Below are 22886 nucleotides of genomic sequence, written 5' to 3'. Positions count from 1 at the left end.
CCATCGTAGAGCTGGACTACAACCCGCTGGACAAGAGCTGGGTCGCCATCGACCGCGCCGCCCGCCTGCTGTCCAGCGCGGAACGGCCGCTGCTGCTGATAGGCGGCGGCGCGCGCCAGGCCGCGCCGCAACTGAGCCGGCTGGCGGAAATGCTGGACGCGCCGGCGCTGATGACCATCAACGCGCGCGGCGCGCTGCCGGACGGCCACCCGCTGGCCCTGTCCTGCAGCCCCTCGCTGCCGGCCGCGCGCCGCCTGATCGCCGCCAGCGACGTGGTGCTGGCCGTGGGCTGCGAACTGGGGCCCACCGACTTCGACATGTACGTGGACGGCGGCTTCCGCCTGCCCGGCGCGCTGATCCGCGTCGACATCGACCCGGAACAACTCTGCCGCGGCCGCGGCGCCGACCTGCCGCTATTGGGCGACGCCAAAGAAACCCTGCAACTGCTGACGCTGCAACTGACCGACGCCGCCCGCCAGGGCGAAGAGCGCGCCGACGCCGCCCGCCGCCTGGCCGCCGCCGAAATGGAGCCGGAACACGCCGCCGACCTGGCCTGGCTGCACCGCGTGCGCGACATCCTCCCGCAAGCGCGCTGGGTGGGAGACTCCACCCGCCTGGTCTACGCCGGCAACCTGGGCTTTTGCGCGCCGCGCGGCAACAGCTGGTTCAACGCCTCCGTCGGCTTCGGCGCGCTGGGCTACGGCCTGCCCGCCGCCATCGGCGCCGCGCTGGCCGAACCGGACCGGCCGGTGCTGTGCCTGGCCGGCGACGGCGGCTTCCAGTTCACCCTGGCGGAAATGGGCACCGCGATGGAAACCCGTGCCCGCCTGATCGTGCTGCTGCTCAACAACCGCGGCTACGGCGAAATCAAAAGCGCGATGCGCGCCGCCGATATGGAACCGCTGGGCGTGGACCTCTACACCCCGGACTTCCCGGCGCTGGCCCGCGCCTACGGCTGGCGCGCCGAAACCCTGGCGCTGGGCACCCCGGAGCCGCTGCTGCGCCAGGCGCTGGAACAGGCCGCCGCCGCCGCCAATCCCACCCTGATAGAAATCGAAGCTTAAAGCGCGCGCCGGCCCGGCCCTGGGCCGCGCGCCGCAAACTCAATTTGCATAGACCCCGGCCGCGGCGATAACATGGCTTATCCACGGCGGCACCCGCCCCGCAAGCAATGCGAGACCGGCTCCGGGCATCCCTATGAGAGAACTCGAAATTGTCGAACAACTGGTCCTGGGCCTAGACCCGGCCGGCCGGCGCGACCCGCTGGGCACCCCCAAGGACCCGGCGCTGGATAAGGCGCGCGCGCTGTATTACGAGCAACTCAAGCGCGTCGCCAAACAACACGCCGCGGACCCGCCCACCGCGCCCGAGCCGCAAGCGGCCCCCGGCGGCGCGCGCCAGGGCCAGCGCTGGACCATCGCCGAAGACAACCGCCTCGCCCTGCTGTGGGAAGCCTCCCCCGCACCGGTACGCCAACTATCGGAAAAACTGGGCCGCAGCCCGCTGGCCATCGTCTCCCGCTTGGTCCACCTGGGGCTGTACGAGCACCAGCAAGCGGCGATGCAGGCCGACAACGCCCGCATGCAAACGCTGGACCTGCCGCCACTCTGGGACGTACCCGCCGCCGCGGAAAAGCCGCCCACCAAACCCGCCGCGCCGCCCACAGCCGGCAAGCAAGGCGCGGTCTGGAGCGTGGCCGACGACCAGCAACTGAAAACCCTGTGGCACAGCCCGGCCCAGCCGGACAGCCAGGCCATCGCCAAGCAACTGGGCCGCAGCCGCGGCGCCATCCTCGCCCGCCTGGTGCGCCTGGGCCTGTTCAGCGACCGTGAGGCGGCGTATCAGGCGGATCAAGCGAGGCAAGCGGGATGAAGCGCTCCCCTCACCCAACCAAGCCAATCTGAGCAAACGCCATGGCCTTTTCGCTCGCAAGCATCAGAAAAACCCTTTTACAGAAACCATCCGCAATGACGGCCCCAACACCCAACGCCGCGCCCGCCCCGCCGCAAACAACGGCGCCTATCCAAGCCGCGACACCAGTTCCAGCTCAAGCGCCCGCGCCTAATCCGCCGCCCGCCACAGCCCAGGCCGCCCCCAACACGGCGGAGGAAAAAGGCCATGAAGGCGAGAAAGCACTCAACGCCTGGTTCAACCAGCACAAACTAGCCTATGTGGGCATCTGCCAGAACAAGGACAGCTTCGCCTCGCTATTCCAAGGCGCAGCCAAGCGACCGGACTTCCTGCTCCTGTTGCCCTCGCTGGGCATGATCGCCATCGACGCCAAGAACTACACCCCATGGTGCGGCGAACTCTCCCTCAGCCTGGAGGAAGAACTCAAAAAAGCGCTCACCTTCGAGCGGCTGTTCCGCCTGCCACTGTGGTACGCCTATTGCGATAAGGAAAACATGGGCCAGAACTGGTACTGGATCAGCGCGCTGAAGGCAATGGAAGTGGGCGAAGTGCGCGATGGCAGTAATGGCCAATTCCTGGCCATCAAGATGGAGCACTTTGAAACCATCGCCAACCCCAAGGATTTGGCCAAGTTGTATACCCATACCTTGCCGAGTTTGGAGAAGGTGGCGGCGGGGGGGTGAGAAAGCCGACCACCCTTCTGAAAGTGAGTTAATTCTTATAACTACCTATTCGGGACTTTCACCACACTTGTAAAACAGAAGCCAACAGCTGACCAATTTTTGGAAGAGAAACCATATTTAACAACATCAAAACAGCTGACCTAGCATAGTTTGCAAGGTAAAACCCTGTAAGCATATGAAATTTAATATTCTTAAAAACTAGCAAGAACCCAGAGAAGAATACATTATCGATAATGACATTTATCATTAGCTGATATCAAAAAATTATGCCCACTTTTTTGCATAAGTTTTATTGAAAATATTTTCTTGGCATAGCGACAGATCAAGAATAAATTCCTGTTTATGTGAAACAATGTTTACAGTAAATCTCTCAAAAATTTCACACTTATGCCTAATCAGGAATAACGCAGCAAATATTTTCTAAAAACAAATAAGCTTTATTACCCTCTCAACCATTAGAGTGTTTTTAACTCAAAAAGGAGTATAAAAATGAATTGGTCTCACATAATTACCTTTCTTACAGGATTAATTTCTGGATACACCATAAAAACTGTTATTACATCTATCAAAAATAGCAATAACAGTTACACAAATCAAAAAAACAATATTGTAAATGGTGATCTAACTGGCGGTGACAAAACAACCATAAACAAGTGAGACACCACAATGCTTACTCAAAAAGGAAATCAAGTTGCCGGCAATCTTGTTGGCGGCAATTATAATGAAAACAACAATTATAATTATCGACCCAGAGGACCACTAGATAAACTTTATGAAAAACTTAAAAATGAAACTAAAGACGATGAGATTGCAACCGAAATTCATGACAAGCTGCAACACTATTGCAACAAGTTAACAAGCGGTGATGTTAGAGGGTTAGAAGACAAGTTAAAGTCTGCAAATAGAGAAGATCTTCTGATTATTGCCAACCACCTTAAGCAAGAAGCAACTATGCTAATCATGAGAACTCAAACTTCACCAACAGCGCAAACCATACTAACTTATTTGTTGACAAAACTATATACACAATTTGTACTGCACGCTCAACCCGCAGTAATGGCTGAAAAATCCAGAATAGAAGTTGACGCTATAATTTCAGACAAAGTAATTAATCCAGTCGAAGAGATTCTCGGCGACAATGATTTAAACATTACCCCGAGTGAACTACTAGGCTTCATTTATTTTCTCGGTGGAAATTGTCATGTTCGGTGGGACAAATGTTAATCTACCATCCTGCCTATGATGTTTATCATTGCATTTTCAGAATTTTTTTTATTTTAAGCCGCTTTAGCGCTGTTGAAATAGAAAAACTAAAGATAATAGATTTTTATTTGGCGTTCCCTTCCTCACTAAGTGAAATTAGTTTACCAAGAGGCAGCGGCAAACTAAAAAATGCAGCATTAAAAACAGAGAATCAATACCATGGCCCCATGAATACCAAGCGAACTTATCAAGAAATATCTGGAATACAAGATTCTGCTATAGGCTTCTTAATAGCAGCGAACCTTATAGATATTGATCAATATAAACTAGGCATGCTTAGCATTAAGGGAGCAAGACTATCTGATGATGTAATTGAAAGGATATCTGATTTTTCTAAAAGACTAGATGGACTATATTGCAGCATAGTTGACTGTCTTTCTTCAATACCTCTTTATGGCGTTCAAGGTTTAAAAAACAGAACAGGACTGGCTGAATACAGATATGATACAATACAATCCCACAATCAAATTATCCAAGCTTAAAATTCTAAAAGATGGTCACTCAGTTTATTATGCAGAGTTTCACTCTGGAGTTAATATCCTCAGTGGCAAGAATAGCTCTGGAAAAACTACCATATTGAATTTTATTGCCTTTACTCTAGGCGCAGAAAATATACCATGGAATAAAGAGGCATTACTATGCAGTCAAGCCATTGCAGAGATTCATCTCAACGATAAAATAGTTACAGTCATTCGTGATGTTGTTGATAAACCTATGCAACCTTTTAAGGTCTACTGGGGCCCCCTAGAAAAAGCTCTCTTAGCTCCAGCAACAGACTGGGAAACATACCCATTTAAAAGAAGCGCAGAAAAAATTAGTTTTACTCAAGCATTACAAATGGTTTTACATTTACCTGAGGCAAAAGGTGATGGCGCATCGAATATTACGACCCATCAAATGCTGAGGGTTATATATGCAGATCAACCATCTTTGCACAGTCCAATTTTTCGAGATGATTCATTTGATACAAGCCTAACTAGAAGTACCGTAGGAAATTATTTGTGTGGAATTTACAACGATGAACTGTACACAAATCAAATTACTCTACGAGACCTAGAGAAGGAACGCGACAAATTAAACTCAGAGCTAAAAGGAATATATACTGTTCTGGCCAAGTCTGGACAAATTTCCGACATTAATTTTCTATCAAGCCTAATTATTGACGCTGAAGAGAATAGAAATACAGAGTTCAAAAAACTTTCCGAATTGAAAGCAGGCCGAAATACCTCAGAGCATAAAAACAAAGACAACTCTATTGAGGCTCAACTCCGCGAAAACTTGAGTAAAGCAAAGCTAGAATTCCTTCACAGCAGGAACAAATTACAAAAACATGAATTTGAAGCCGCAGACACAGAAAGATTTATTAGTGAAATTCAGCTCAGACTTGAAAATCTTAGAGATTCAACAGTTGTTAGATCTAGTTTTGGAAAACTAAATTTCCATGTATGTCCAGCATGCTTATCAGAACTAAAGCGCCCCTCCGATGAAAATAGCTGCGGCTTATGTTGCCAACATTTGGATGCAGATTCAGCAAACACCCAAATCATAAGAATGCGTAATGAACTCGCAATTCAGCTAAAAGAGTCAACAATAATTTTAAATGAGAAAATTGATCAAATATCAAAGCTTAAAATAGAAATTCCATCCCTCTCAAAAAAATTAAATCAACTCGAGAGCCAATATTACCTACAAGCCAATAACTGGTCGTCTGCCACAGAAGAATTAATTGAAGCAAGCGCTAGAAAACTTGGGGAACTTGATCAAGAAATTAAAAATTTATTTGAGCAGCAAAAATTAGCATCTACTATTAATGGCCTGAGAGAGCGCTTAGAAGAGCTCGAAATTCAAATTATCAACTTAAAATCAAGCATTGACAAATTGTCATTTGTCCAAGACATCCGAAAAAAAGAAACATACTCTATTATTACAGAAAATCTTACTCATTTATTAAAAAGCGACTTGCCAAGGCAGAGTGAGTTTGAGAACGCAAAAGAAATAAGCATTAGCTTTGAAGACAATCAGATCACTGTTAATGGCTCAAGAAAATTTTCTGAAAGCTCAACAGTTGTTTTGAGACATTTATTTCATATAGCCATGTTAACTGCCTCAACCCAACTAAGCTACATGAGATTACCTAGATTATTAATTCTAGATGGCATAGAAGATGGGGGCATGGAATTAGCACGAAGCCATAGACTACAAGAAATAATAGTTAATGAAACCCGAAAATATGAATGTGACTATCAGTTAATATTTGCCACTTCTCAAATATCACCACAGCTCGACAACGAAGAGTTTGTTGTCGATCGAAGTTATTCCGAGCAAGAAAAATCACTTTCTATTTATTAAAAAATCAACCGTCATTTATTGATAAACACCTGTTAAGAGATAGGCTGAGGTATTTGCCATGCTTGCAAAACGATAGCGCGAGTACGACAGGATGGGAGGTTAGCAGCAAATCGCCACCACCCAAGCCACCAAGCCCCAGACAAAAAAAGCCCTCCGCTTGAGGAGGGCTTTGTTTGTATGAGGCCGGTGCAATCAGTGCTGAGCCCGTGTTCACGGCGCACATGCTGGTGAACAACGTCCTAAGCCGTGGCCGCGCGCACGTCCACCACTTTGACGGCAAAACGCAGGGCTTTGCCGCACAGCGGGTGCTTGCCGTCCAGCAAGACGGTGGGGCCTTTGATCTTGGTGACAAGTAGTAACACGGCTCGCCGTCCGGGCCGATGTGCTGGATTTGGCCGCCTACCTTGACGCCGGGCGGGAAGTCCGCCTTGGGCATGGCGGTGACCAGGGCTTCGTCGCGCGCGCCGAAGGTGTCGAGGAGCGGGAGGGCGTCAAGCCGGCGGCATCCTGCGAGACGAAAGTAGCCGCGCACTGTGTGCCGTGCACGGTAGGCCGCGGCCCCTACTAAATCATCATCCGCGCAGCGGACTCAATGCCTTGGCAATTGTGCTTAGAACGTGTTTACGATCTCGCTAGCTAATCGGCGCGCCTTGGCTCAGCTTCTCTGCGAGGTTTTGTTAGCGGGCCTTAGTAGTGGTAGTGGCACTGCAAGATGGTCAGAACGTTGCTCTGGACAGAGTAGACCAGCCGATGCTCATCATCGATGCGACGCGACCAGAAGCCAGCAAACTGGTGCTTAAGCGGCTCAGGCTTGCCGATCCCCTCAAACGGGTTGCGCTGGATGGCCTTGATCAAAGTGTTGATGCGCTTGAGGGTAGGCTTGCTGCTCTGCTGCCAGTAGAGGTAATCCTCCCATGCGTTGTCATCAAACTTGATCTGCATTACTCGCCCTCGTCTTCGAGAAGCGTTCTCTCTTTGGCCGCCCCGCTGTGAAACCTTGCCGCCGCATCGGCCAGACGCTTGGCATTTTCCGGGGAGCGCGTCAGGTAGGCGGTTTCTTCCAGCGCGTTGTAGTCGGCCAGCGACATGATCACCACCGGTTCACCGCGCTGAGTGGTGACGATCACCGGCGCCCGGTCTTCGTTCACTTGACGCATGACTTCGGCCAGGTGCTGGCGGGTGTGGCTGTAGGTAAGCGCTTTCACGGTATTCCTCGCTCAAATCGACAATGATTGTACAAATCATAGCACAACCCAGGCGGCATGGTTCACGCACTAAGAACGTGTTTACGATCTGCTGCGCGTCGGCGATACGGCGTTGAAACCATCTTCGAAATGCTCATATACCAACCGTACATTCCGCTTTCTCAGCCGCAACGCCTTGTCTCGCTCTAGCTCGCGAGATCGTAAACACGTTCTAAGCATTCTCATCAAGGCCCGCGGCCTCGCCGTCTTCAAGAACATCTTGCATAAACTCGCCTTCATCCATCGCTTGAATGAGTAGGTACGCAATATCCAGACGCCGAAGCAGGCCTACCTCCCAGTACGCCGCCGCCGGGTGACATGTGCCCACGCCTCCATCTCCGAATATGTCAGAGCCTGCGGGCCGCAGTCCGAAAACTGCCGCCCTGCCGATAAGCAACGCCAAATAATAGGTGGGGTCCAGACAAAACAAAGCCCTCCCAAACGGGGAGAGCTTTGTCTGTATGAAGCGGGGGAATCAGTGCTGATGCCCGTGCTCGCCATGCACATGCTGGTGAGCGATTTCCTCGGCCGTGGCCGCGCGCACGTCCACCACTTTGACGACAAAGCGCAGGGCCTTGCCGCACAGCGGGTGGTTGCCGTCCAGCAAGACGGTGGGGCCTTTGATCTTGGTGACGAAGTAGTAACGCGGCTCGCCGTCCGGGCCGATGCGCTGGATTTGGCCGCCTACCTTTACGCCGGGCGGGAAGTCCGACTTGGGCATGGTGGTGACCAGGGCTTCGTCGCGTTCACCGAAGGTGTCTTCGGTAGCCAGTTCCAGCGTGGTTTGAAAACCCGATTCCTGGCCTTCCAGCGCGGCTTCCAGCTTGGCGAACAGGTTGTCGTAATCGCCGTGCAGGTAGGAGACGGGCTTCTTGCCATCGTCGTAAACCAGGCCCTGGCTGTCGGTGACTTTCATGCGCAGGGTGACGGCGGTGTTGGCGGTGATTTTCATGGCGGGCAATAACAAAAAAATGGAAGCGGGAAGGTTCTCAGTTCAGCGAGGGAGTGTCAACCGAAACGCCCCTGCTTTGCTGGATACGGATGCGGCTGTTTGCTGGAAGAACCCTATCCTTCCCCAACAGCCAGCCCCGAAGGGGCCGGCTGCCCTTCCCAGCTTATCCCCTCTTCTTCCGCCCCAACTTGCGCGGCAAGGCTTCCAACTCGTCCAGGCTGAGATGGAGGCGGTTCACCGCCTCCACATGCCTCGGCAGGTCCACCTGCTCCACCCCCAGGTTCAACAACAACTCCAGATAGTTGAAGAAGCTCTTGCACATGCGGCGGCGGTGGCCGCGTTGGCTGAAATCCATATCGCTGGCGATGCGGAACAACAGGCCGCGCGCGGAGTGCTGGCGGTTGAGTTTCAGCATCTGTGCCAGATGGGCGGCGTACTGATGGCCCAAGGCGCGGGCTTCACATTCATCCTTGGCCTCGGCCGGCTGCCAGTAATGCGGATAGGTGCGGCCTTTGATGCGGCGGATGAAGGGCAGGCTGAGGTCTTTGGCGTGGGGGCCGGCAAACCGGTAGCGGGAGCGCGGCCCTAGCGGCGGGAGTGGGGATGCGACGTCCTGACGGATGTCTTGAGTTTCAGCAGGGGACGAAGAGAGATCGATGCCTAGCACCGGACGGACAAGCTTTACCATTTGCAACCTCCTGAGCAGAAGGGCCCGGCCGCAAGACGGCAGGGCGGGCACATGACAAGAGTTGGTCTACCGGTGTGCTACCGTACAAAGCCGGCGCGCCCGCGAGGGCGCCACTTGCCACGGCCCGCCCGAATAGGCAAAGCAATGGCCGCGGATACGCTGTGGAAACAGCGGATCCGCGACGGTAGCACAATTCAGGAGACCAATCCCGAGCGCCGCGATTGCTGCGGCGCGGGGGCTATTGTTGGGGAGGAGCGGGAGGGCGTCAAGCCGGCGGCATCCGGTAAGGTGGATCGCCGCCATCATCTTGTGCGGCGCAGCGGGGTTCCGCGTGGGTATCGCTACGCTCCACCCACCCTACGCGCGGCCGCTCGTCATGGGTAGGGTGGGTGGAGCCGCAGGCGATACCCACCAGCCGCCGGCCCCGGCAGGAACAAGCCATTAGCGCAGCGGAACGTAACCGGTTCTAAGAACGTGTTTACGATCTCGCGAGCTAAGGCGAGACAAGGCGTTGCGGCTGAGAAAATGGAATGTACGCGCGGTACATGAGCATTGCGAAGCGGTACTCACCGTGTGACGTCTCACGACGCGCAGCAGATCGCAAACCGGTTCTAAGAGCCGCTAACAAAACCTCGCAGAGAACCTGAGCCAAGGCGCGCCGACGCAGGCCGTACAAGTCGTACGGCAAGGAGGCGCAACGCAGAATCAGGGGTTTTGTTAGCGGGTCTAAGACAAAGGCACCGCATCCGCCGCCAACCCCGCCTGCGCATTGACCAGGGTGATGATGAAGTCCCGCATCCAGCGATGGCCGGGGTGCTGCTGAGTGCGGTCGTGCCAGGCCATGCCCACTTCAAAGCTTTCCGTGGGCAGCGGAAACTCCACTTGCTTCAGCGCGTCGCCGCGATCTTGCACCAGGCGCTGCGGCACCAGCGCAACAAAGTCGGACTGGGCCACCATTTCCGGCACAAACAGGAAGGACGCGGCGGACAAGGCCACGTTGCGGCGCAGGCCCAGCGCCGCCAGCGTGCGGTCCACCGGGGTGAAGAAGCCGTTGCCGTCCAAGGACACGATGACGTGGTCCAAGGCCGCGTATTCTTCCACGCTCAGCCCTTCTTTCAGGGTGGGGTGGTCGCGGCGGCCTATCAGCACATAGTGTTCGTCAAACAGACGGCAGCTTTGCAGCTTGGACGGGGCGGCCGGCGGGGTCAGCAGCGCCAGGTCCAGATCGCCCTGCTCCAGTTGCGCTTCCAGCCGGTGCAGGTCCAGCGCGCGCACCGCCACCCTCACGCCGGGCGCGCTTTTGCGCAGTTCCCGCGCCAGCGGGATCAGCAGCGCGGCTTGCAGGTAATCGGTGCAGGCGATGGCCACGGTCAGGTCCGCGCTGGCCGGCTCAAAATCCTGATGTCCGGCCACGGTGGCGCGCACTTCGTTGAGCGCCTTGCGCAAGGGCTCGAACATTTCCAGCGCCTTGGCCGTGGGATACATGCCGCGGTGGACGGCCACCAGCAGCGGGTCGTCAAACAACTCGCGCAGGCGGTTCAATTGCGCGCTCACCGCCGGCTGGCTCAAGCTCAGCCGCGCGGCCGCGCGCGTCACGTTCTGTTCCACCAGCAAGGCTTCCAGCGTTACCAGCAGATTGAGGTCGAGTCGTTTGGTATCCATCTGATGAATAGTAAGCAATAAAAACCGTGATTTCACGAATAGTTGACCGCGCGTCAGACTGGCGGCTTTCCACCGTGAAACTCTTGGAGGCCGCATGAACCGACAAGCTCTCATCATCCACGCCCACCCGGACCCGGCGTCGCTGACCGCCCAATTCGCCGCGCTGGCGCGACAAACCTTGCAACAACAGGGCTACCGCGTGATGGAGTCCGACCTCTACGCAATGGCTTGGAAAGCCGGCGCCGACGCGCAGGATTTCCCGGACCGGCTCAATCCGCAGCGGCTGTTCCTGATCTCCGAATCCCAGCACGCTTACGCCAACGGCCGGCAGAGCGCCGATGTGGCGGCCGAACAGCAAAAACTGCTGGCGGCGGACTTGGTGATCATGCTGTTTCCGCTATGGTGGTACGGCCTGCCCGCCTTGCTCAAGGGATGGTTTGACCGAGTCTACGCTTACGGCTTCGCCTATGGCTACCGCAACGAGGGCAATCGCTGGCGCTACGGCGACGGCGCGCTGAGCGGCAAACGCGCGATGCTGGCCGCGATGGTGGGCGGACAGGAGCGGGACTACGGCCCGCGCGGCATCAACGGGCCGCTGGAGCAACTGTTGTTTCCTGTGACACACGGCTGCCTGTTCTACCCCGGCATGGAGGTGCTGCCCACGCATGCGGTGTACGACGCCAACCGTCTTTCCGCCGCCGATATGGACGCGGCCAAGGACGCCTGGCGGCAAAGGCTGCTTGGGGTGTTCGACGAAGCGCCCATTCCCTTCCGCCGCCAGAACGGCGGCGATTACCCGGACGGCCACACTTTGGGCGAGCAGGTGGCCGCCAGCGGCCTGACGGCGCATATCGCCGGCTGACGGCAGCTACAAGCGCCAGCCCAGCCGCATGCCTTCATAGATGGCTTCTTCCGCGGTGCGCGGCGCCAGGCAATCGCCTATCGCGTGCAGTTCGGCGCCGCAGCCGCTCAGCTCCTCCCATAAACCGTCCTCGGCCTGGTGCCCCTGACACAGCACCAGGCAGTCCACTTCGCTCTCCACCATGGCTTCCTCGCTGGCGGTGTGCAGCAAGTACACGCTGTCGTCGTCGTGGCCGTACAGGCGCGCGTACGGGGTCACCGCCACGCCGGCGCGTTGCAGTTGGCCGGCCAGGTGGTCTCGCACATACATTTGCAGCGCTTCGCCGGCATGGGTGCCGTTGACCGCCAGCCTCACCTGGTGGCCGGCGGCGGCCAGCCTCAGCGCGATGCCGGGGCCGATCCAGTCGCAGCGCCAGTCCGCCACCAGCACCTTGCCGCCCCGCACCGCCTCGCCGCGCAACACTTGCCAGGCGTCCAGCACTTGCATGGCGCCACCCCCTTCCAGCGCCGGCCAGCGCGGCCGCGCGCCGGTGGCCACCACCACCGCGTCCGGTGCCAGCCGCCGCACCAGTTCGCGGTCCACCCTGACGTTGCGCCTCACTTCCACGCCGGCCAGTTGCAGTTCCCGTTCCAGATTGGTGATCAGCCCGCCGAATTCCGCGCGGCCGGGCAACAGTTGCGCCAGCAGCGCCTGGCCGCCCAGTTGCGGGCCGGCTTCGTACAGGCTGACCTGATGACCGCGCTGCGCCGCGATCACCGCCGCCTTCATGCCGGCCGGGCCGCCGCCGGCCACCAGCACTCGCCGCGGCGCGGCGGCCGGCCGCAATTCGCCGTATTCCAGTTCGCGGCCGCTTTGCGGGTGCTGGATGCAGGAGATGGGCAGGCCGCGGTGGAAGCGGCCGATACAGGCCTGGTTGCAGCCTATGCAGGCGCGGATGTCCTCATGCCGGCCCTGCTCGGCCTTGGCCGGCAGCTCCGGGTCGCAGATCAGCGCGCGGGTCATGCCGCAAGCATCGGCCTGTCCGCCGGCCAATAATTGTTCTGCTTCCTGCGGCTGGTTGATGCGCCCGGCCAGCAGCACCGGGATGCTCAGCGCGCGCTTGAAGCGCGCCGCCTGCGCCGCCAGGTAGGCGGCCGGCAGCGCCATTGGCGGCGCGATGTGGATGGCCGCGCCCAGGGTGGCGGAGCTGCCGGCCACCAGGCTGACGTAGTCCAGTTCGCTCTCCAGCGCCCGCGTGGCCGCCAGCGCCCGCTCGGCGTCCATGCCCTCGCCTTCTTCCTCGCCGGCGGAGATGCGCAGGCCCACCACAAAGCCCGGCCCGCCGCCGGCGCGGGCGGCGGCCACCGCTTCGCGCAGGAAGCGCAGCCGGCCGGCGTCGTCGCCGCCGTAGCCGTCTTCGCGGCGGTTGACTTGGGGGTTGAGGAATTGCGCCGGCAGATAGCCGTGGCTGGCGACGATCTCGGCGCCGTCCACGCCGGCGGCGCGCAGCCGCCTTGCGGCCGCGCCGTAGCCGGCGATGATTTCATCTATCATTTCGCGGCTCAGCGCGCGCGGCTGCACGTGGAAGCGCTCGCTGGGGGTCGCCGAAGGCGCGTAGGCCACGCTCAGCAGGCCGTCGGCGCTTTCCATGATTTCGCGGCCGGGGTGGAATAGCTGGGCGAACAGCTTGCAGCCTTCGGCGTGCACGGCCTCGGCCAATTGCCGGTAGCCGGGCACGCAGCTGTCGTCGGTGGCCATCAGGGCGTGCGAGGTGTAGTGCGCGGTTTCGTGGACGCCGGAGACTTGCAGCACGATCAGGCCGACGCCGCCGCGCGCCCGCGCCCGGTGGTAGGCCACCAGCGCCGGGCTGACCCGGCCGTCCACCGGCAGCACGGTGTCGTGGCCGGTGGACATGATACGATTCTTCAGCAGCACCGGGCCGATGCGCAGCGGGGAGAACAGCAAGGGGAACAAGGTGCTCATCGCGTGGACCTTTGATCGGGTTTGGCGGACGCCAGCTCTATGGCAGTTTGATTTTGCTTAAATTAAAATTTATTGCAAATTTTTTTAATAAAATACAAGTCAGAACCGCGAACACACGCCGCGGCACAGGATTTCATCGTGAGCAAAAACGCAACATCCGCCGCCGACGCCCCGCTGCAGCTGGGCGCCCGCATCCGACAACTGCGCAAACGCCAGGGCCTGACGCTGAGCCGGCTGGCCGAAACCAGCGGCCTGTCCGTGGGCCACATCAGCCTGATCGAACGCGAGCTGGCCCAACCGTCCATCAACGCGCTGGTGAATATCGCCCGCAGCCTGGGCGTGACGGTGCAGTGGTTTTTCAACGGCGCAGCCGAGCAGGCCGAGGACGAGAAGGACTACATCGTGCGCCGCGATCAGCGGCCGCGGCTGGATTACCAGAGCGGTTTCGTCGACCATTTGCTGACGCCCAAGAACCAGCGCCAATTGGAGATGATCCATTGCCTGATCCCGCCCGGCGCCAGTTGCGACGAGGGCTACAGCCATAACGGCGAGGAAGCCGGCTTTGTGCTCAAGGGCTCGCTGGAGCTGTTTGTGGGCGAGCGCCAGTTTCATCTGGAACAGGGCGACAGCTTCGCCTATTCCAGCAGCGAGCCGCACCGCTACCGCAATCCGGGCAACGGCGAGACCATCGTGATATGGGTGATTACTCCGCCCAGCTTCTGAGAACCAGGCCAAAGTCTGCTGCGCTTCAGCGATACGGCGTTGAAACCATCTTCAGAATGCTCATGTAGCACGTGTACATTCCGCTTTTTCGCTCGTTTTCGCCTTGTCTCGCTCTTGCTCGCGAGACTTTGAAGAGCCTGTTTGCGATCTGCTGCGCGTCGTGAAGCGTTGCACGGCGAGTACCGCGTCGAAATGCCCCCCAAGCAAAGCCGCTCCCTCAGCGGCTTTCGTTTTTTCCCGCGCGGGCTTGCGCAGCGCCCGGCCCGCTCAAAGCCTGCCGATGCCGCAACAGTTTTTTAATAAAATCAAAATAAATTTTACAGTTTTTTGATCGCTTCCTAGACTGTCCCGGCCGGCGCGGATAAGCCGGCCACGCAGCATCAGAGGAGACCGATCATGAAATTGACGCATCTGAGCATCGCCGCCTGCCTGCTGGCCGGCGGCGTCGCCTCCGCCAACCAGCTGGTGGTGGTGTCCTACGGCGGCGAGAACCAGGCGGCGCAATCGCGCGCCTATTACGCGCCCTATCAACGTCAAAGCGGCGTGCGCATCGTCGCGGACGCCTGGAACGGCGAGTTCGCCAAGATCAAGGCGATGGCGGCCACCGGCCGCTCGCGCTGGGACGCGGTGGAGGTGGACGCCGCGGCGCAGGGGCGCGGCTGTGAGGAGGGCTTGCTGGAGAGGCTGGATTACCGGCGGATAGGCGACAAGGCGGACTTTGTGCCCGGCGCGGCTCAGCCTTGCGCCATCGGCATGTTCCTGGCCTCCATGGTGCTGGCTTACAACGAGGACAAGCTGAAAACCGCGCCGCAAAGCTGGCGCGATTTCTGGGACGTGAAGCGTTTTCCGGGCAAGCGGGCATTGCGCCGCGGCGCGCCCTACACGCTGGAGATCGCGCTGCTGGCGGACGGCGTGCCGCCGGCCGAGGTTTACAAAACCTTGGCCACGCCGGCCGGGGTGGACCGCGCCTTTCGCAAGCTGGATCAGCTCAAGCCCTATATCCAGTGGTGGGAAAGCGGCGCCCAGCCGCCGCAATACCTGCTGTCCGGCGACGTGGTGATGAGTTCTTCCTACAACGGCCGCATCAGCCTGGCGCGGCGCGAGGGCCGCAAGCTGCGCATGGTGTGGCGCAACAATATCAGCGAGTTCAGCTACTGGGCCATTCCCAAGGGCTCGCCCAACAAGGACGAGGCGCTGAAGTTCATCGCCTTCGCCAGCCGGCCGGAGCAGCAAAAGCTGTATTCGGAGCAGATGCCCTACGGCCCCAGCAACCGCAAGGCGCTCAGCCTGTTGCCGGCGGCGGTTCAGTCCGAACTGCCCAGCCACCCGGCCAATATGGCCGGCTCGCTGGCGATGGACGCCGCCTTCTGGACCGATCACGGCGAGGCGCTGGAGCAGCGCTTCGCCAGTTGGGCGGCCAAGCGGCCGTAAGCGGCGCCGCTCACCCCGTAAACTTTAATCGGCCCGCCGCCGCCGCGGCGGGCCGCCAGGCTAGGCTCAGGCCAGCCGCCACAGGGTGAAGGCCACGTCCGGCGTCCAACCGGGGTTGGAACGGTGCGCTTGCAGGCAGCGGTAAAGCTGGCCCTGGTAGCTGACGCCGTCGTCCACCTGGTAGTCGTGCTCGTTCAACCACTCCGGAAACTCCGGCTCCGGCCCGCCGCCGCTGGTGCTGGCGCTCACGCTGTTGCTGGGGCCGGAGGCGTGGCCGGCGGCGTCCAGCGCGGTGACGAAATAACGGTAGGCGGTGCCGGGCCGCAGGCCGCTGTCCAAGTAGTTGAGCGCGCTGGTCTCCCCCGCCGGCTGGCCGTCGCGGTGCAGCTGGTAATGCGCCACCGGCTGTTCACCGCCCTGGGAGGCTTCCCAGCTCAGGCTGATGGCGGTGTTGCTGCGGCTGTCCACCTTGAGGTTTTGCGGCGCGCCCGGCCGGTTGCCGCCGCTTTCGCCGTGGATCAGTTCGGCGTAGTCGCGGACAAAGCCCCAGTCGTACGGCCGGCCGCCGGCGTCGCGTCCGGCGTCCCAGTTGACGGACCAGGTCATCAAGCCGCGGATGGGATTGCCGTCGGCGGCCAGGCGGCTGAAGGCGCGGTACACCGCGCCGGGGTCCGCCACATAGCCGGTGGCGGCGGCGTCGTTGTTGGCCGGCAGGCCGATGGCGAACTTGTCCGCCGGAATGCGCAGGAAGCCGCGGCTGCCGTTGATCAGGCTATCGGTCAGGTAATAAAGAAAGTCTTCTTTTTGCTCCTGGTTGTCCTGAGACAGCCAGGCGTTCAGCTCGTCCACCCAGACGCCGTCGCCGCCCTGGTTGTAGTACTGCGGGGCGATGAAGTCGTAATAGCCGTCCAGCGCGGCGAGATAAGGCGCGTATTTGTCCCCGGTCTTCAGGTAGGGGAATTCCGGCGCCATGCTGATGATGAAGCCGCGGCCCTCGGCGGCGTAACGGTCTTTGACCCGCTTGAGCGCGGCCGGGATCACCGCGCTGTTGTCGGCGGCGGCGATGGCGCTTTGCTCCAGATCGATGTCCAGGCCGTCGAAGCCGTAGGTTTCCACCAGGCGGACGATTTCGTCGGCCAGCGCTTGCTCTTGCCCGGCATGCAGTTCGATGTGGGCGTCCGCGCCGCCCAGCGAGATCAGCACCGCCCGCCCCTGGCGATTGAGTTCGCCCACTTGTTCGCGGAAGGCCTGATCGCTCAGATTGTAGGGTTTGAAAGTGGGAATGCCGGCGCCCTTCATGAAGGCCACCGCCACGATATTGTAGTCGGCCGGGGTTTCCGCCAGCGGCAGGTCCGCGGACTGGCCGCGCTGGTAGCCGTTGCCCGGCTCCGACGGCCAGTTGTGCCAGAAGCCCATCAAGAAGTTGCCCGCGATCTCCGGCATCAATGAGGCGTCGTCGCTCAGCGCGCGCCGTTCCGGCTTGGCGAATTGATTCATCTGCCCTTCCTTTCATGGAGACGACAGCGGCGGCCCAGGCCGCCGCGCCTTGCGCGATGCGCGTCGATCAGCTGAAGTCGAAATCGATCACCTGATAAAAGGCGTTGCCGGTGTCGGCCACTTCCCAGACCGCCAGCACCACGTGATAGCCCTGGCGCTCCGGCAGCCTGACGTTGTGGATGGTGGGGTCCGGCGGCATCAGTTCGGCGCCGTGGGACCAGTAAGGCTGGGCGGTCAGTTCCACTTTGTAGAAAGGCTCGGACTCGAACTGGGCGCGGCTCAGCGGCTGATTGGGATTCCAGCCGGGCTTGGTGATGAAGTAGTTCCAGCGCCGGGTCAGGTGGACGGCGTGATAGCTCCAATGGAATTCCTGCGCCTGACCGGATTTGACCGGGTGCTTGTGCCAACGCTCGGCGCTCTGCTCGTCCAGCACCGCGGCGAAGGCCTGGCCGGCGCTGGCGATCTTGCCGTCCGCCGGCGGGGCCACATTGGCCACGTCGTCCGGCGCCAGCGGGTCGCGCAGGCCGCCCGCGCCGGCGGGGAAGAATTTGCCGCCTTCCAGGCCGTTGACCTGCCAGCTTTGCAGCGGGCATTGGGCGTTGACGCCGTCCACGCAGAACTGGCCGCGCGATTCCGGCTTGAACACTTGGCCATGGCGCGGCTGTTGGCCAGGCCTGGATTCGACATTGGTGTAGCTCATCAGGATACCCCCGGGTTGATGTCAGGACGGCGGCGTCCGGCGCAAGTCCGGACCGCCCGCCGCCCACATCTTATTATCCCGATGGAATACGCAATGCTGTCCTTTCAGCTGGACACCAATTTCAGCTCATGGTCTAGCGGCCTGGCCAGCCGCCACAAGGCTTGGTCCAGCCGCGCGTTGTCGCCGCTGGGCCGCGCCAGGGCCGGCGCCGGTTCCGCCGCCGCCAGCTGCCGCTCGATGAAAGCGTGGATCCGCGGGCGGCGCGGTCCGCGCATGGTCTCGCCGCAGGCGATCTTCACCGCCAGCAGGCGGTTGATCTCGGCGGCCAGTTCGGCGTCGTCTACGGTGCCGGCGGCCAGTTGGGCGAAACGCGTCGGCGGCATGCCGCGGCCAGCGTCCAGCCAACGCACCGCCAACAGGGCTCTCAGCACGTACAGGTATTTTTTCAGGCACACGCTGTCGCCCTGCAGATGGGCGTCGAAGTTTTTGCGCGCCATCGCCAGGTAGTGCCAACGGCATTTGAGGTCGGAGCGGAAGTCCGGCGCCAGGCCGCGCAGCAGCCGCAGCGCCTGCGGGTCCGCCCGGTACACCAGCGGCGATTGCAGCCATTCGCACAGTGTGGGGTTGGAGCCTTGCAGCAGGCGCAGCGCCTTGCGCAGCTCCCAGCCGCTAATGTCCAGCTCATCGTTGATCGGCAGTTCGATCACGTCGCGCTGCGGCATCACGCGCAAATACCATTCCGGCTCGTGCACGTAGATGAAGCGCACGTCGTAATCGCTGTCCGGCGACGGAAAACCCCAGGCGCGGCTGCCGGATTCACAGGCGTAAAGCACTCGCACCCGGTGCCGTCCTTCCAGCGCGTCCAGTTCGCGCCGCACCCGCTCGCGCATCGCGTCTTCCAGCGGGTGTTGAAATAAAAATTCTCGCATTATCTTTGTCTCCAGCCCTGCCTAGGGGCTTGCTTTAGCTGCTGTTCAATGTCCGCCGCGCGCAGGCCGGACGGCTAGCAAAGAAGCTTAAAAACCGCTCCCGCGCTGGCCCGCCCCGCCGCGCGCCCGATCATGAACCGCCGCTCATCCTTTCACGCACACCACCTGGCGCAAGGTGTGCACCACCTCCACCAGGCTGGACTGCGCCGCCATCACCGCGTCGATGTCCTTGTAAGCCATCGGGATTTCATCGATCACCTCGGCGTCCTTGCGGCATTCCACATGGGCGGTGGCGCGGCGCTGGTCTTCCAGGTCGAAGCGGCGCTTGGCTTCGGTGCGGCTCATCGCGCGCCCGGCGCCGTGGCTGCAGGAACAGAAGGCTTCCTCATTGCCCAGGCCGCGCACAATGAAGCTCTTGGCACCCATGGAGCCGGGAATGATGCCCAGCTGGCCCTTGTGGGCGGCCACCGCGCCCTTGCGCGTCACCAGCACTTCGCGGCCAAAGTGGGTCTCGCGCTGCACGTAGTTGTGGTGGCAGTTCACCGCTTCCACTTCGGCGTCGAAGGGCTTGCTTATCACGCCGCGGGCGGCGTCCACCGCCTGGCGCATCATCAACAGGCGGTTTTGGCGCGCGTAGTCCTGGGCCCAGCCCACCGCTTCCACGTAGTCGTCGAAGTGACGGCTGCCTTCTTCGAAATAGGCCAGCTCACGGTGCGGCAGATTGGCGATATGCCCGCGCATGTCCGCCTGGGCCAGTTCGATGAACAGATTGCCGATGGCGTTGCCCACGCCGCGAGAACCGGAGTGCAACATGAACCAGACCCGGTCCGCCTCGTCCAGGCACACTTCGACAAAGTGATTGCCGGTGCCCAGCGTGCCCAGGTGAAGGTGGTTATTGGTTTTCGCCAGCTTGGGGTATTTGGCCGCGATGGCGTCGAAACCCGGCAGCAGCCGCGCCCAGGCGGCGTCCACGCCGGCCGGCGGCCGCTGCCAAGCGCCTTTGTCGCGGCCGGAGCGGGGGGCGCTGCGGCCGTGCGGCACCGCGGCTTCAATGGCGCTCCGCAAGCCGCCCAGCTGGTCCGGCAGGTCCGCGGCGCTCAAGGTGGTGCGCGCCGCCATCATGCCGCAGCCGATGTCCACGCCCACCGCCGCCGGAATGACGGCCCCCACCGTGGGGATCACGCTGCCTATGGTGGAGCCCTTGCCCAGATGCACGTCCGGCATCACCGCCAGGTGCCGGAAGATGAAGGGCAGTTGCGCGGTTTGCAACAGTTGCTGACGCGCGGCGTCTTCCACAGGCACGCCTTGCGTCCACATCTTGATGGGCGCGCCGTTGGCCGCCAGCAGGGTTTGATAGGGATTCACGGTCATATTCTTGTCTTTCTTTGTGCATATCTGTTTTTAGAGCCGCTAACAAAACCGCGCTGCCTACCTGAGCCAAGGCGCGCCGACGCAGAAAACGAAGTGTCTGCGAAGCGACAGCACCAGTCGTACGACAAGGAGGCGCAACGCAGGATCAGGGGTTCTGTTAGCGGGTCTTAGAACCTGTTCACGATCTCGCGAGCAAGAGCGAGGCAAGGCGAAAACAAGCGAAAAGGCGGAATGTACTCGTGGTACATGAGCATTTTTGAGCTTGTACTCACCGTGCAACGCTTCACGAAGCGCAGCAGATCGTGAACAGGTTCTTAGCGCGCCGCCGGCGCGCTTCGCCCCAAGGCGCGGGCAGGCTTGCGCCGCCGCGCCCGTTCCGCGTATTGCCAGAATCGTGCCAGCTTCATGACAACTTGAAATTAAACATTCAAGCCATTGATTTAACAAGAACAAGCCTTCTACCCAGGTCCGCACCGTCGGTTTCGGCAAAACCGTCATCAAGTCTTTTTTGATAAAATAGTCTATTCAATTATCCAAATAGATAATATATGCACGATAGAGTGGCGATTGGTTTCCTGGGCACGGTGCTGGACCGGCGCGGCCACGGCGCCGAGCGCTGGAAGAAATGGCGGCCCTCGGTGGGCATTTGCGCGCAGCCCGACATGCCGCTGCGGCGGCTGGAGTTGCTGCACGACAACCATCATGCGCGGCTGGCGCTACTGACGGCGCAGGATATCGCCGCGGTGTCGCCGGGCACCGAGGTGCGGCTGCATGCGGTCAATCTGCAAGACCCGTGGGATTTCGAGGAGATGTACGCGGCCTTGCACGACTTCGCCGCGCGCTACGCCTTCGACACCGAGCGCGAGGATTACCTGGTTCATATCACCACCGGCACGCATGTGGCGCAGATTTGCTGGTTTCTGCTCACCGAATCCCGCCACCTGCCGGCGCGGCTGCTGCAAAGTTCGCCGGCGCGCCAGGGCCAGCGCCTGGCCGGCGAGGTCAGCCTCATCGACCTGGATCTGTCGCGCTACGACCAGATCGCGCAACGTTTCCGTCAGGAGAGCGACGACACCGTGTCCTTTCTCAAGTCCGGCATCGCCACCCGCAACACGCGCTTCAACCGCATGATCGAGCAGATCGAACGGGTGGCGGTGCGCTCCGACGCGCCCATCCTGCTCAGCGGCCCCACCGGCGCCGGCAAGAGCCAGCTGGCGCGCCGGCTCTACCAGCTGAAAAAGACGCGTCACCGGCTGGACGGCCGCTTTGTCGAGGTCAATTGCGCCACCCTGCGCGGCGACAGCGCGATGTCCGCGCTGTTTGGCCATGTGAAGGGCGCGTTCACCGGCGCGCACGGCGAGCGCGCCGGCCTGTTGCGCAGCGCGGACGGCGGCATGTTGTTTCTGGACGAGATAGGCGAGCTGGGCCTGGACGAGCAGGCGATGCTGCTCAAGGCCATAGAGGAGAAGCGCTTCTTCCCTTTTGGCGGCGATTGCGAGGTGCACAGCAATTTCCAGCTGATCTGCGGCACGGTGCGGGACTTGCGCCAATGGGTGCGCGCCGGCCGCTTCCGCGAGGATCTGTACGCGCGCATCAATCTGTGGAGCTTCGATCTGCCCGGCCTGGCCGAGCGCCGCGAGGATATTGAACCCAATCTGGAGTTCGAGCTGGCGCGCCACGCCGAGCAACACGGCCTGCGCGCCCGCTTCAACGCCGAGGCGCGCCGCGCCTACCTCGCCTTCGCCGCCTCGCCGCAAGCGCGCTGGCAGGGCAATTTCCGCGAGCTGTCCGCCTCGGTGACGCGCATGGCCACGCTGGCCGACGCCGGCCGCATCGACGAGGACGGCGTCAGCGAGGAGATCGCGCGGCTGCGTCACGGTTGGCAAGACGAGACGCAGGACGAGGCAAGGGACGAGGCGCTGGCGGCGCTGGACCCGGAGCGGCTGGCGCAGCTGGACCTGTTCGACCGCATGCAGCTGGAAGGCGTGTTGCGTGTCTGTCGCGACGCCGCCACGCTGTCCGAAGCCGGCCGCCGGCTGTTCGCCGCCTCGCGCCAGCTCAAGGCCCAGCCCAACGACGCGGACCGGCTGCGCAAGTATCTGGCGCGCTTCGGCCTGGATTGGGAGCGAGTGCGCCGCCGCGATTTAGGCTGAACGGGCTATTGCCCGCTCCCCGCCGCCGGCGTAGCATCCATAAGGTGTAATAAACATATACCTTTAAAGGCGACCACCATGCCGGACCCGCTCTCAGCCGAACAGCAACAGGAAGTGGACTTGGCGCGCAGCTTGCTGCGCCAGGTCATAGACCCGGAAATCGGCGTCAACATCATCGACCTCGGCCTGGTCTATCGCATCGACCCGCAAGCGGAACAGCTGTTGATCGAGATGACCATGACCTCGCCCGCTTGTCCGATGGGCGAAATGATTCTGGACGAGGTGGAGTTCGCGCTTACCCACGGCCTGCCGCCGCAGCGCCGCATCCACGTCAATCTGGTGTGGGAGCCGGCCTGGTCGCCGGAAAGAATGAGCGAGGACAGCCGCCGCCATTTCGGCTGGCAGGCATGAAGGCCCGGCTGCCCTGGCTGGGTCTGGCCGCGCTGGCCCTGCTCTGCGGCGCGCTGGCCGGTCTGGCGCGCCTGGGCTGGGCCGTGCCGGCCGCC

22 protein-coding genes are annotated in these 22886 nt (G+C 60.4%); 11 read left to right on the top strand and 11 right to left on the bottom strand.

The features are described from left to right. From NK214_RS22420 to NK214_RS22395, 6 genes are all read left to right on the top strand, one after another. On the top strand, positions 1-1064 hold a 1064-nt coding region (locus NK214_RS22420; RefSeq protein ID WP_253315572.1), incomplete at its 5' end, for a thiamine pyrophosphate-dependent enzyme. A 133-nt stretch (positions 1065-1197) separates the two neighbouring features. Beyond that, complete coding sequence (locus tag NK214_RS22415) at positions 1198-1872, top strand: hypothetical protein (RefSeq protein ID WP_107799906.1); 675 nt, start codon at positions 1198-1200, stop codon at positions 1870-1872. Positions 1873-1913: 41 nt separating this feature from the next. After that, positions 1914-2594, top strand: a complete 681-nt coding sequence (locus NK214_RS22410; RefSeq protein ID WP_253315571.1) for a hypothetical protein — start codon at positions 1914-1916, stop codon at positions 2592-2594. 666 nt (positions 2595-3260) lie between these two features. After that, positions 3261-3818, top strand: coding sequence for an ABC-three component system protein (locus NK214_RS22405; protein ID WP_235089574.1), 558 nt, complete (start codon positions 3261-3263; stop codon positions 3816-3818). Continuing rightward, positions 3812-4339 carry an ABC-three component system middle component 5 gene (locus NK214_RS22400; RefSeq protein ID WP_235089575.1) on the top strand — a complete coding sequence of 176 codons (528 nt, stop codon included), beginning with the start codon at positions 3812-3814 and terminating at the stop codon, positions 4337-4339. The genes NK214_RS22405 and NK214_RS22400 overlap by 7 nt, the downstream gene beginning before the upstream one ends. Next, a complete protein-coding gene (locus tag NK214_RS22395; RefSeq protein ID WP_253315570.1) occupies positions 4299-6206 on the top strand; it encodes a hypothetical protein in 1908 nt (635 codons plus the stop codon). The genes NK214_RS22400 and NK214_RS22395 overlap by 41 nt, the downstream gene beginning before the upstream one ends. 239 nt (positions 6207-6445) lie before the next feature. On the opposite strand, the gene NK214_RS25035 is transcribed toward NK214_RS22395, so the two are convergent. The 6 genes from NK214_RS25035 to NK214_RS22370 form a co-directional block, all read right to left on the bottom strand. Next, complete coding sequence (locus tag NK214_RS25035) at positions 6446-6568, bottom strand: hypothetical protein (protein WP_256477534.1); 123 nt, start codon at positions 6566-6568, stop codon at positions 6446-6448. Between the two features lie 325 nt (positions 6569-6893). Continuing rightward, positions 6894-7148 carry a Txe/YoeB family addiction module toxin gene (locus NK214_RS22390; RefSeq protein WP_253315569.1) on the bottom strand — a complete coding sequence of 85 codons (255 nt, stop codon included), beginning with the start codon at positions 7146-7148 and terminating at the stop codon, positions 6894-6896. Further along, entirely contained in the window at positions 7148-7411 is a 264-nt protein-coding gene (locus NK214_RS22385; RefSeq protein WP_019101444.1) for a type II toxin-antitoxin system Phd/YefM family antitoxin, read from the bottom strand. The genes NK214_RS22390 and NK214_RS22385 overlap by 1 nt, the downstream gene beginning before the upstream one ends. 514 nt (positions 7412-7925) lie before the next feature. Next, a complete protein-coding gene (locus NK214_RS22380) occupies positions 7926-8402 on the bottom strand; it encodes a peptidylprolyl isomerase (protein ID WP_048410490.1) in 477 nt (158 codons plus the stop codon). A gap of 163 nt (positions 8403-8565) precedes the next feature. Further along, positions 8566-9090 carry a hypothetical protein gene (locus NK214_RS22375; RefSeq protein ID WP_253315568.1) on the bottom strand — a complete coding sequence of 175 codons (525 nt, stop codon included), beginning with the start codon at positions 9088-9090 and terminating at the stop codon, positions 8566-8568. A gap of 726 nt (positions 9091-9816) precedes the next feature. Continuing rightward, positions 9817-10752, bottom strand: coding sequence for a LysR family transcriptional regulator (locus NK214_RS22370; RefSeq protein ID WP_107799912.1), 936 nt, complete (start codon positions 10750-10752; stop codon positions 9817-9819). Between the two features lie 94 nt (positions 10753-10846). Between NK214_RS22370 and NK214_RS22365 the strand changes: the two genes are divergently transcribed. Further along, on the top strand, positions 10847-11614 hold the full coding sequence (locus NK214_RS22365) for an NAD(P)H-dependent oxidoreductase (RefSeq protein ID WP_227107398.1): 768 nt from the start codon (positions 10847-10849) through the stop codon (positions 11612-11614). A gap of 6 nt (positions 11615-11620) precedes the next feature. On the opposite strand, the gene NK214_RS22360 is transcribed toward NK214_RS22365, so the two are convergent. Then, positions 11621-13576, bottom strand: a complete 1956-nt coding sequence (locus NK214_RS22360) for an FAD-dependent oxidoreductase (RefSeq protein ID WP_253315567.1) — start codon at positions 13574-13576, stop codon at positions 11621-11623. Positions 13577-13714: 138 nt separating this feature from the next. Here NK214_RS22360 and NK214_RS22355 point away from each other — a divergent pair, with 138 nt between their 5' ends. Together NK214_RS22355 and NK214_RS22350 are read left to right on the top strand one after the other, a co-directional pair. After that, on the top strand, positions 13715-14299 hold the full coding sequence (locus NK214_RS22355) for a cupin domain-containing protein (protein ID WP_253315566.1): 585 nt from the start codon (positions 13715-13717) through the stop codon (positions 14297-14299). A 396-nt stretch (positions 14300-14695) separates the two neighbouring features. After that, positions 14696-15730 carry an ABC transporter substrate-binding protein gene (locus NK214_RS22350; protein ID WP_107799915.1) on the top strand — a complete coding sequence of 345 codons (1035 nt, stop codon included), beginning with the start codon at positions 14696-14698 and terminating at the stop codon, positions 15728-15730. Positions 15731-15796: 66 nt separating this feature from the next. On the opposite strand, the gene NK214_RS25120 is transcribed toward NK214_RS22350, so the two are convergent. The 4 genes from NK214_RS25120 to NK214_RS22325 form a co-directional block, all read right to left on the bottom strand. Next, positions 15797-17227 carry a carbohydrate-binding protein gene (locus NK214_RS25120; RefSeq protein ID WP_305883574.1) on the bottom strand — a complete coding sequence of 477 codons (1431 nt, stop codon included), beginning with the start codon at positions 17225-17227 and terminating at the stop codon, positions 15797-15799. A gap of 67 nt (positions 17228-17294) precedes the next feature. After that, positions 17295-17927, bottom strand: a complete 633-nt coding sequence (locus tag NK214_RS22335; protein WP_107799917.1) for a lytic polysaccharide monooxygenase auxiliary activity family 9 protein — start codon at positions 17925-17927, stop codon at positions 17295-17297. 104 nt (positions 17928-18031) lie between these two features. Continuing rightward, positions 18032-18856 (bottom strand): nucleotidyltransferase domain-containing protein, encoded by an 825-nt coding sequence (locus tag NK214_RS22330; protein WP_235089592.1) that lies wholly within the window; start codon positions 18854-18856, stop codon positions 18032-18034. Positions 18857-19000: 144 nt separating this feature from the next. Further along, a complete protein-coding gene (locus NK214_RS22325) occupies positions 19001-20227 on the bottom strand; it encodes an RtcB family protein (protein WP_253315565.1) in 1227 nt (408 codons plus the stop codon). A 548-nt stretch (positions 20228-20775) separates the two neighbouring features. Between NK214_RS22325 and rtcR the strand changes: the two genes are divergently transcribed. Further along, a complete protein-coding gene (rtcR, locus tag NK214_RS22320; protein WP_253315564.1) occupies positions 20776-22380 on the top strand; it encodes an RNA repair transcriptional activator RtcR in 1605 nt (534 codons plus the stop codon). Between the two features lie 78 nt (positions 22381-22458). Then, positions 22459-22791, top strand: a complete 333-nt coding sequence (locus NK214_RS22315; RefSeq protein ID WP_107799924.1) for a metal-sulfur cluster assembly factor — start codon at positions 22459-22461, stop codon at positions 22789-22791. The last annotated feature ends 95 nt before the right edge of the window (positions 22792-22886 follow it).

Origin of the sequence: Chromobacterium sp. S0633 (assembly GCF_024158805.1) — a bacterium.
Taxonomy (GTDB): Bacteria; Pseudomonadota; Gammaproteobacteria; order Burkholderiales; family Chromobacteriaceae; genus Chromobacterium.
Note: the sequence above shows the minus strand (reverse complement) of the source record. Positions and strands in the feature narration are given on the sequence as shown.

What these genes read in the sequence shown, in the direction of transcription:
- NK214_RS22415 (WP_107799906.1), top strand. Translation starts at nt 1,198, where the DNA reads ATGAGAGAACTCGAAATTGTCGAACAACTGGTCCTGGGCCTAGACCCG.
- NK214_RS22410 (WP_253315571.1), top strand. Translation starts at nt 1,914, where the DNA reads ATGGCCTTTTCGCTCGCAAGCATCAGAAAAACCCTTTTACAGAAACCA.
- NK214_RS22405 (WP_235089574.1), top strand. Translation starts at nt 3,261, where the DNA reads ATGCTTACTCAAAAAGGAAATCAAGTTGCCGGCAATCTTGTTGGCGGC.
- NK214_RS22400 (WP_235089575.1), top strand. Translation starts at nt 3,812, where the DNA reads ATGTTAATCTACCATCCTGCCTATGATGTTTATCATTGCATTTTCAGA.
- NK214_RS22395 (WP_253315570.1), top strand. Translation starts at nt 4,299, where the DNA reads ATGATACAATACAATCCCACAATCAAATTATCCAAGCTTAAAATTCTA.
- NK214_RS22390 (WP_253315569.1), bottom strand. Translation starts at nt 7,148, where the DNA reads ATGCAGATCAAGTTTGATGACAACGCATGGGAGGATTACCTCTACTGG.
- NK214_RS22380 (WP_048410490.1), bottom strand. Translation starts at nt 8,402, where the DNA reads ATGAAAATCACCGCCAACACCGCCGTCACCCTGCGCATGAAAGTCACC.
- NK214_RS22375 (WP_253315568.1), bottom strand. Translation starts at nt 9,090, where the DNA reads ATGGTAAAGCTTGTCCGTCCGGTGCTAGGCATCGATCTCTCTTCGTCC.
- NK214_RS22370 (WP_107799912.1), bottom strand. Translation starts at nt 10,752, where the DNA reads ATGGATACCAAACGACTCGACCTCAATCTGCTGGTAACGCTGGAAGCC.
- NK214_RS22365 (WP_227107398.1), top strand. Translation starts at nt 10,847, where the DNA reads ATGAACCGACAAGCTCTCATCATCCACGCCCACCCGGACCCGGCGTCG.
- NK214_RS22360 (WP_253315567.1), bottom strand. Translation starts at nt 13,576, where the DNA reads ATGAGCACCTTGTTCCCCTTGCTGTTCTCCCCGCTGCGCATCGGCCCG.
- NK214_RS22350 (WP_107799915.1), top strand. Translation starts at nt 14,696, where the DNA reads ATGAAATTGACGCATCTGAGCATCGCCGCCTGCCTGCTGGCCGGCGGC.
- NK214_RS25120 (WP_305883574.1), bottom strand. Translation starts at nt 17,227, where the DNA reads ATGAATCAATTCGCCAAGCCGGAACGGCGCGCGCTGAGCGACGACGCC.
- NK214_RS22335 (WP_107799917.1), bottom strand. Translation starts at nt 17,927, where the DNA reads ATGAGCTACACCAATGTCGAATCCAGGCCTGGCCAACAGCCGCGCCAT.
- NK214_RS22330 (WP_235089592.1), bottom strand. Translation starts at nt 18,856, where the DNA reads ATGCGAGAATTTTTATTTCAACACCCGCTGGAAGACGCGATGCGCGAG.
- NK214_RS22325 (WP_253315565.1), bottom strand. Translation starts at nt 20,227, where the DNA reads ATGACCGTGAATCCCTATCAAACCCTGCTGGCGGCCAACGGCGCGCCC.
- rtcR (WP_253315564.1), top strand. Translation starts at nt 20,776, where the DNA reads ATGCACGATAGAGTGGCGATTGGTTTCCTGGGCACGGTGCTGGACCGG.
- NK214_RS22315 (WP_107799924.1), top strand. Translation starts at nt 22,459, where the DNA reads ATGCCGGACCCGCTCTCAGCCGAACAGCAACAGGAAGTGGACTTGGCG.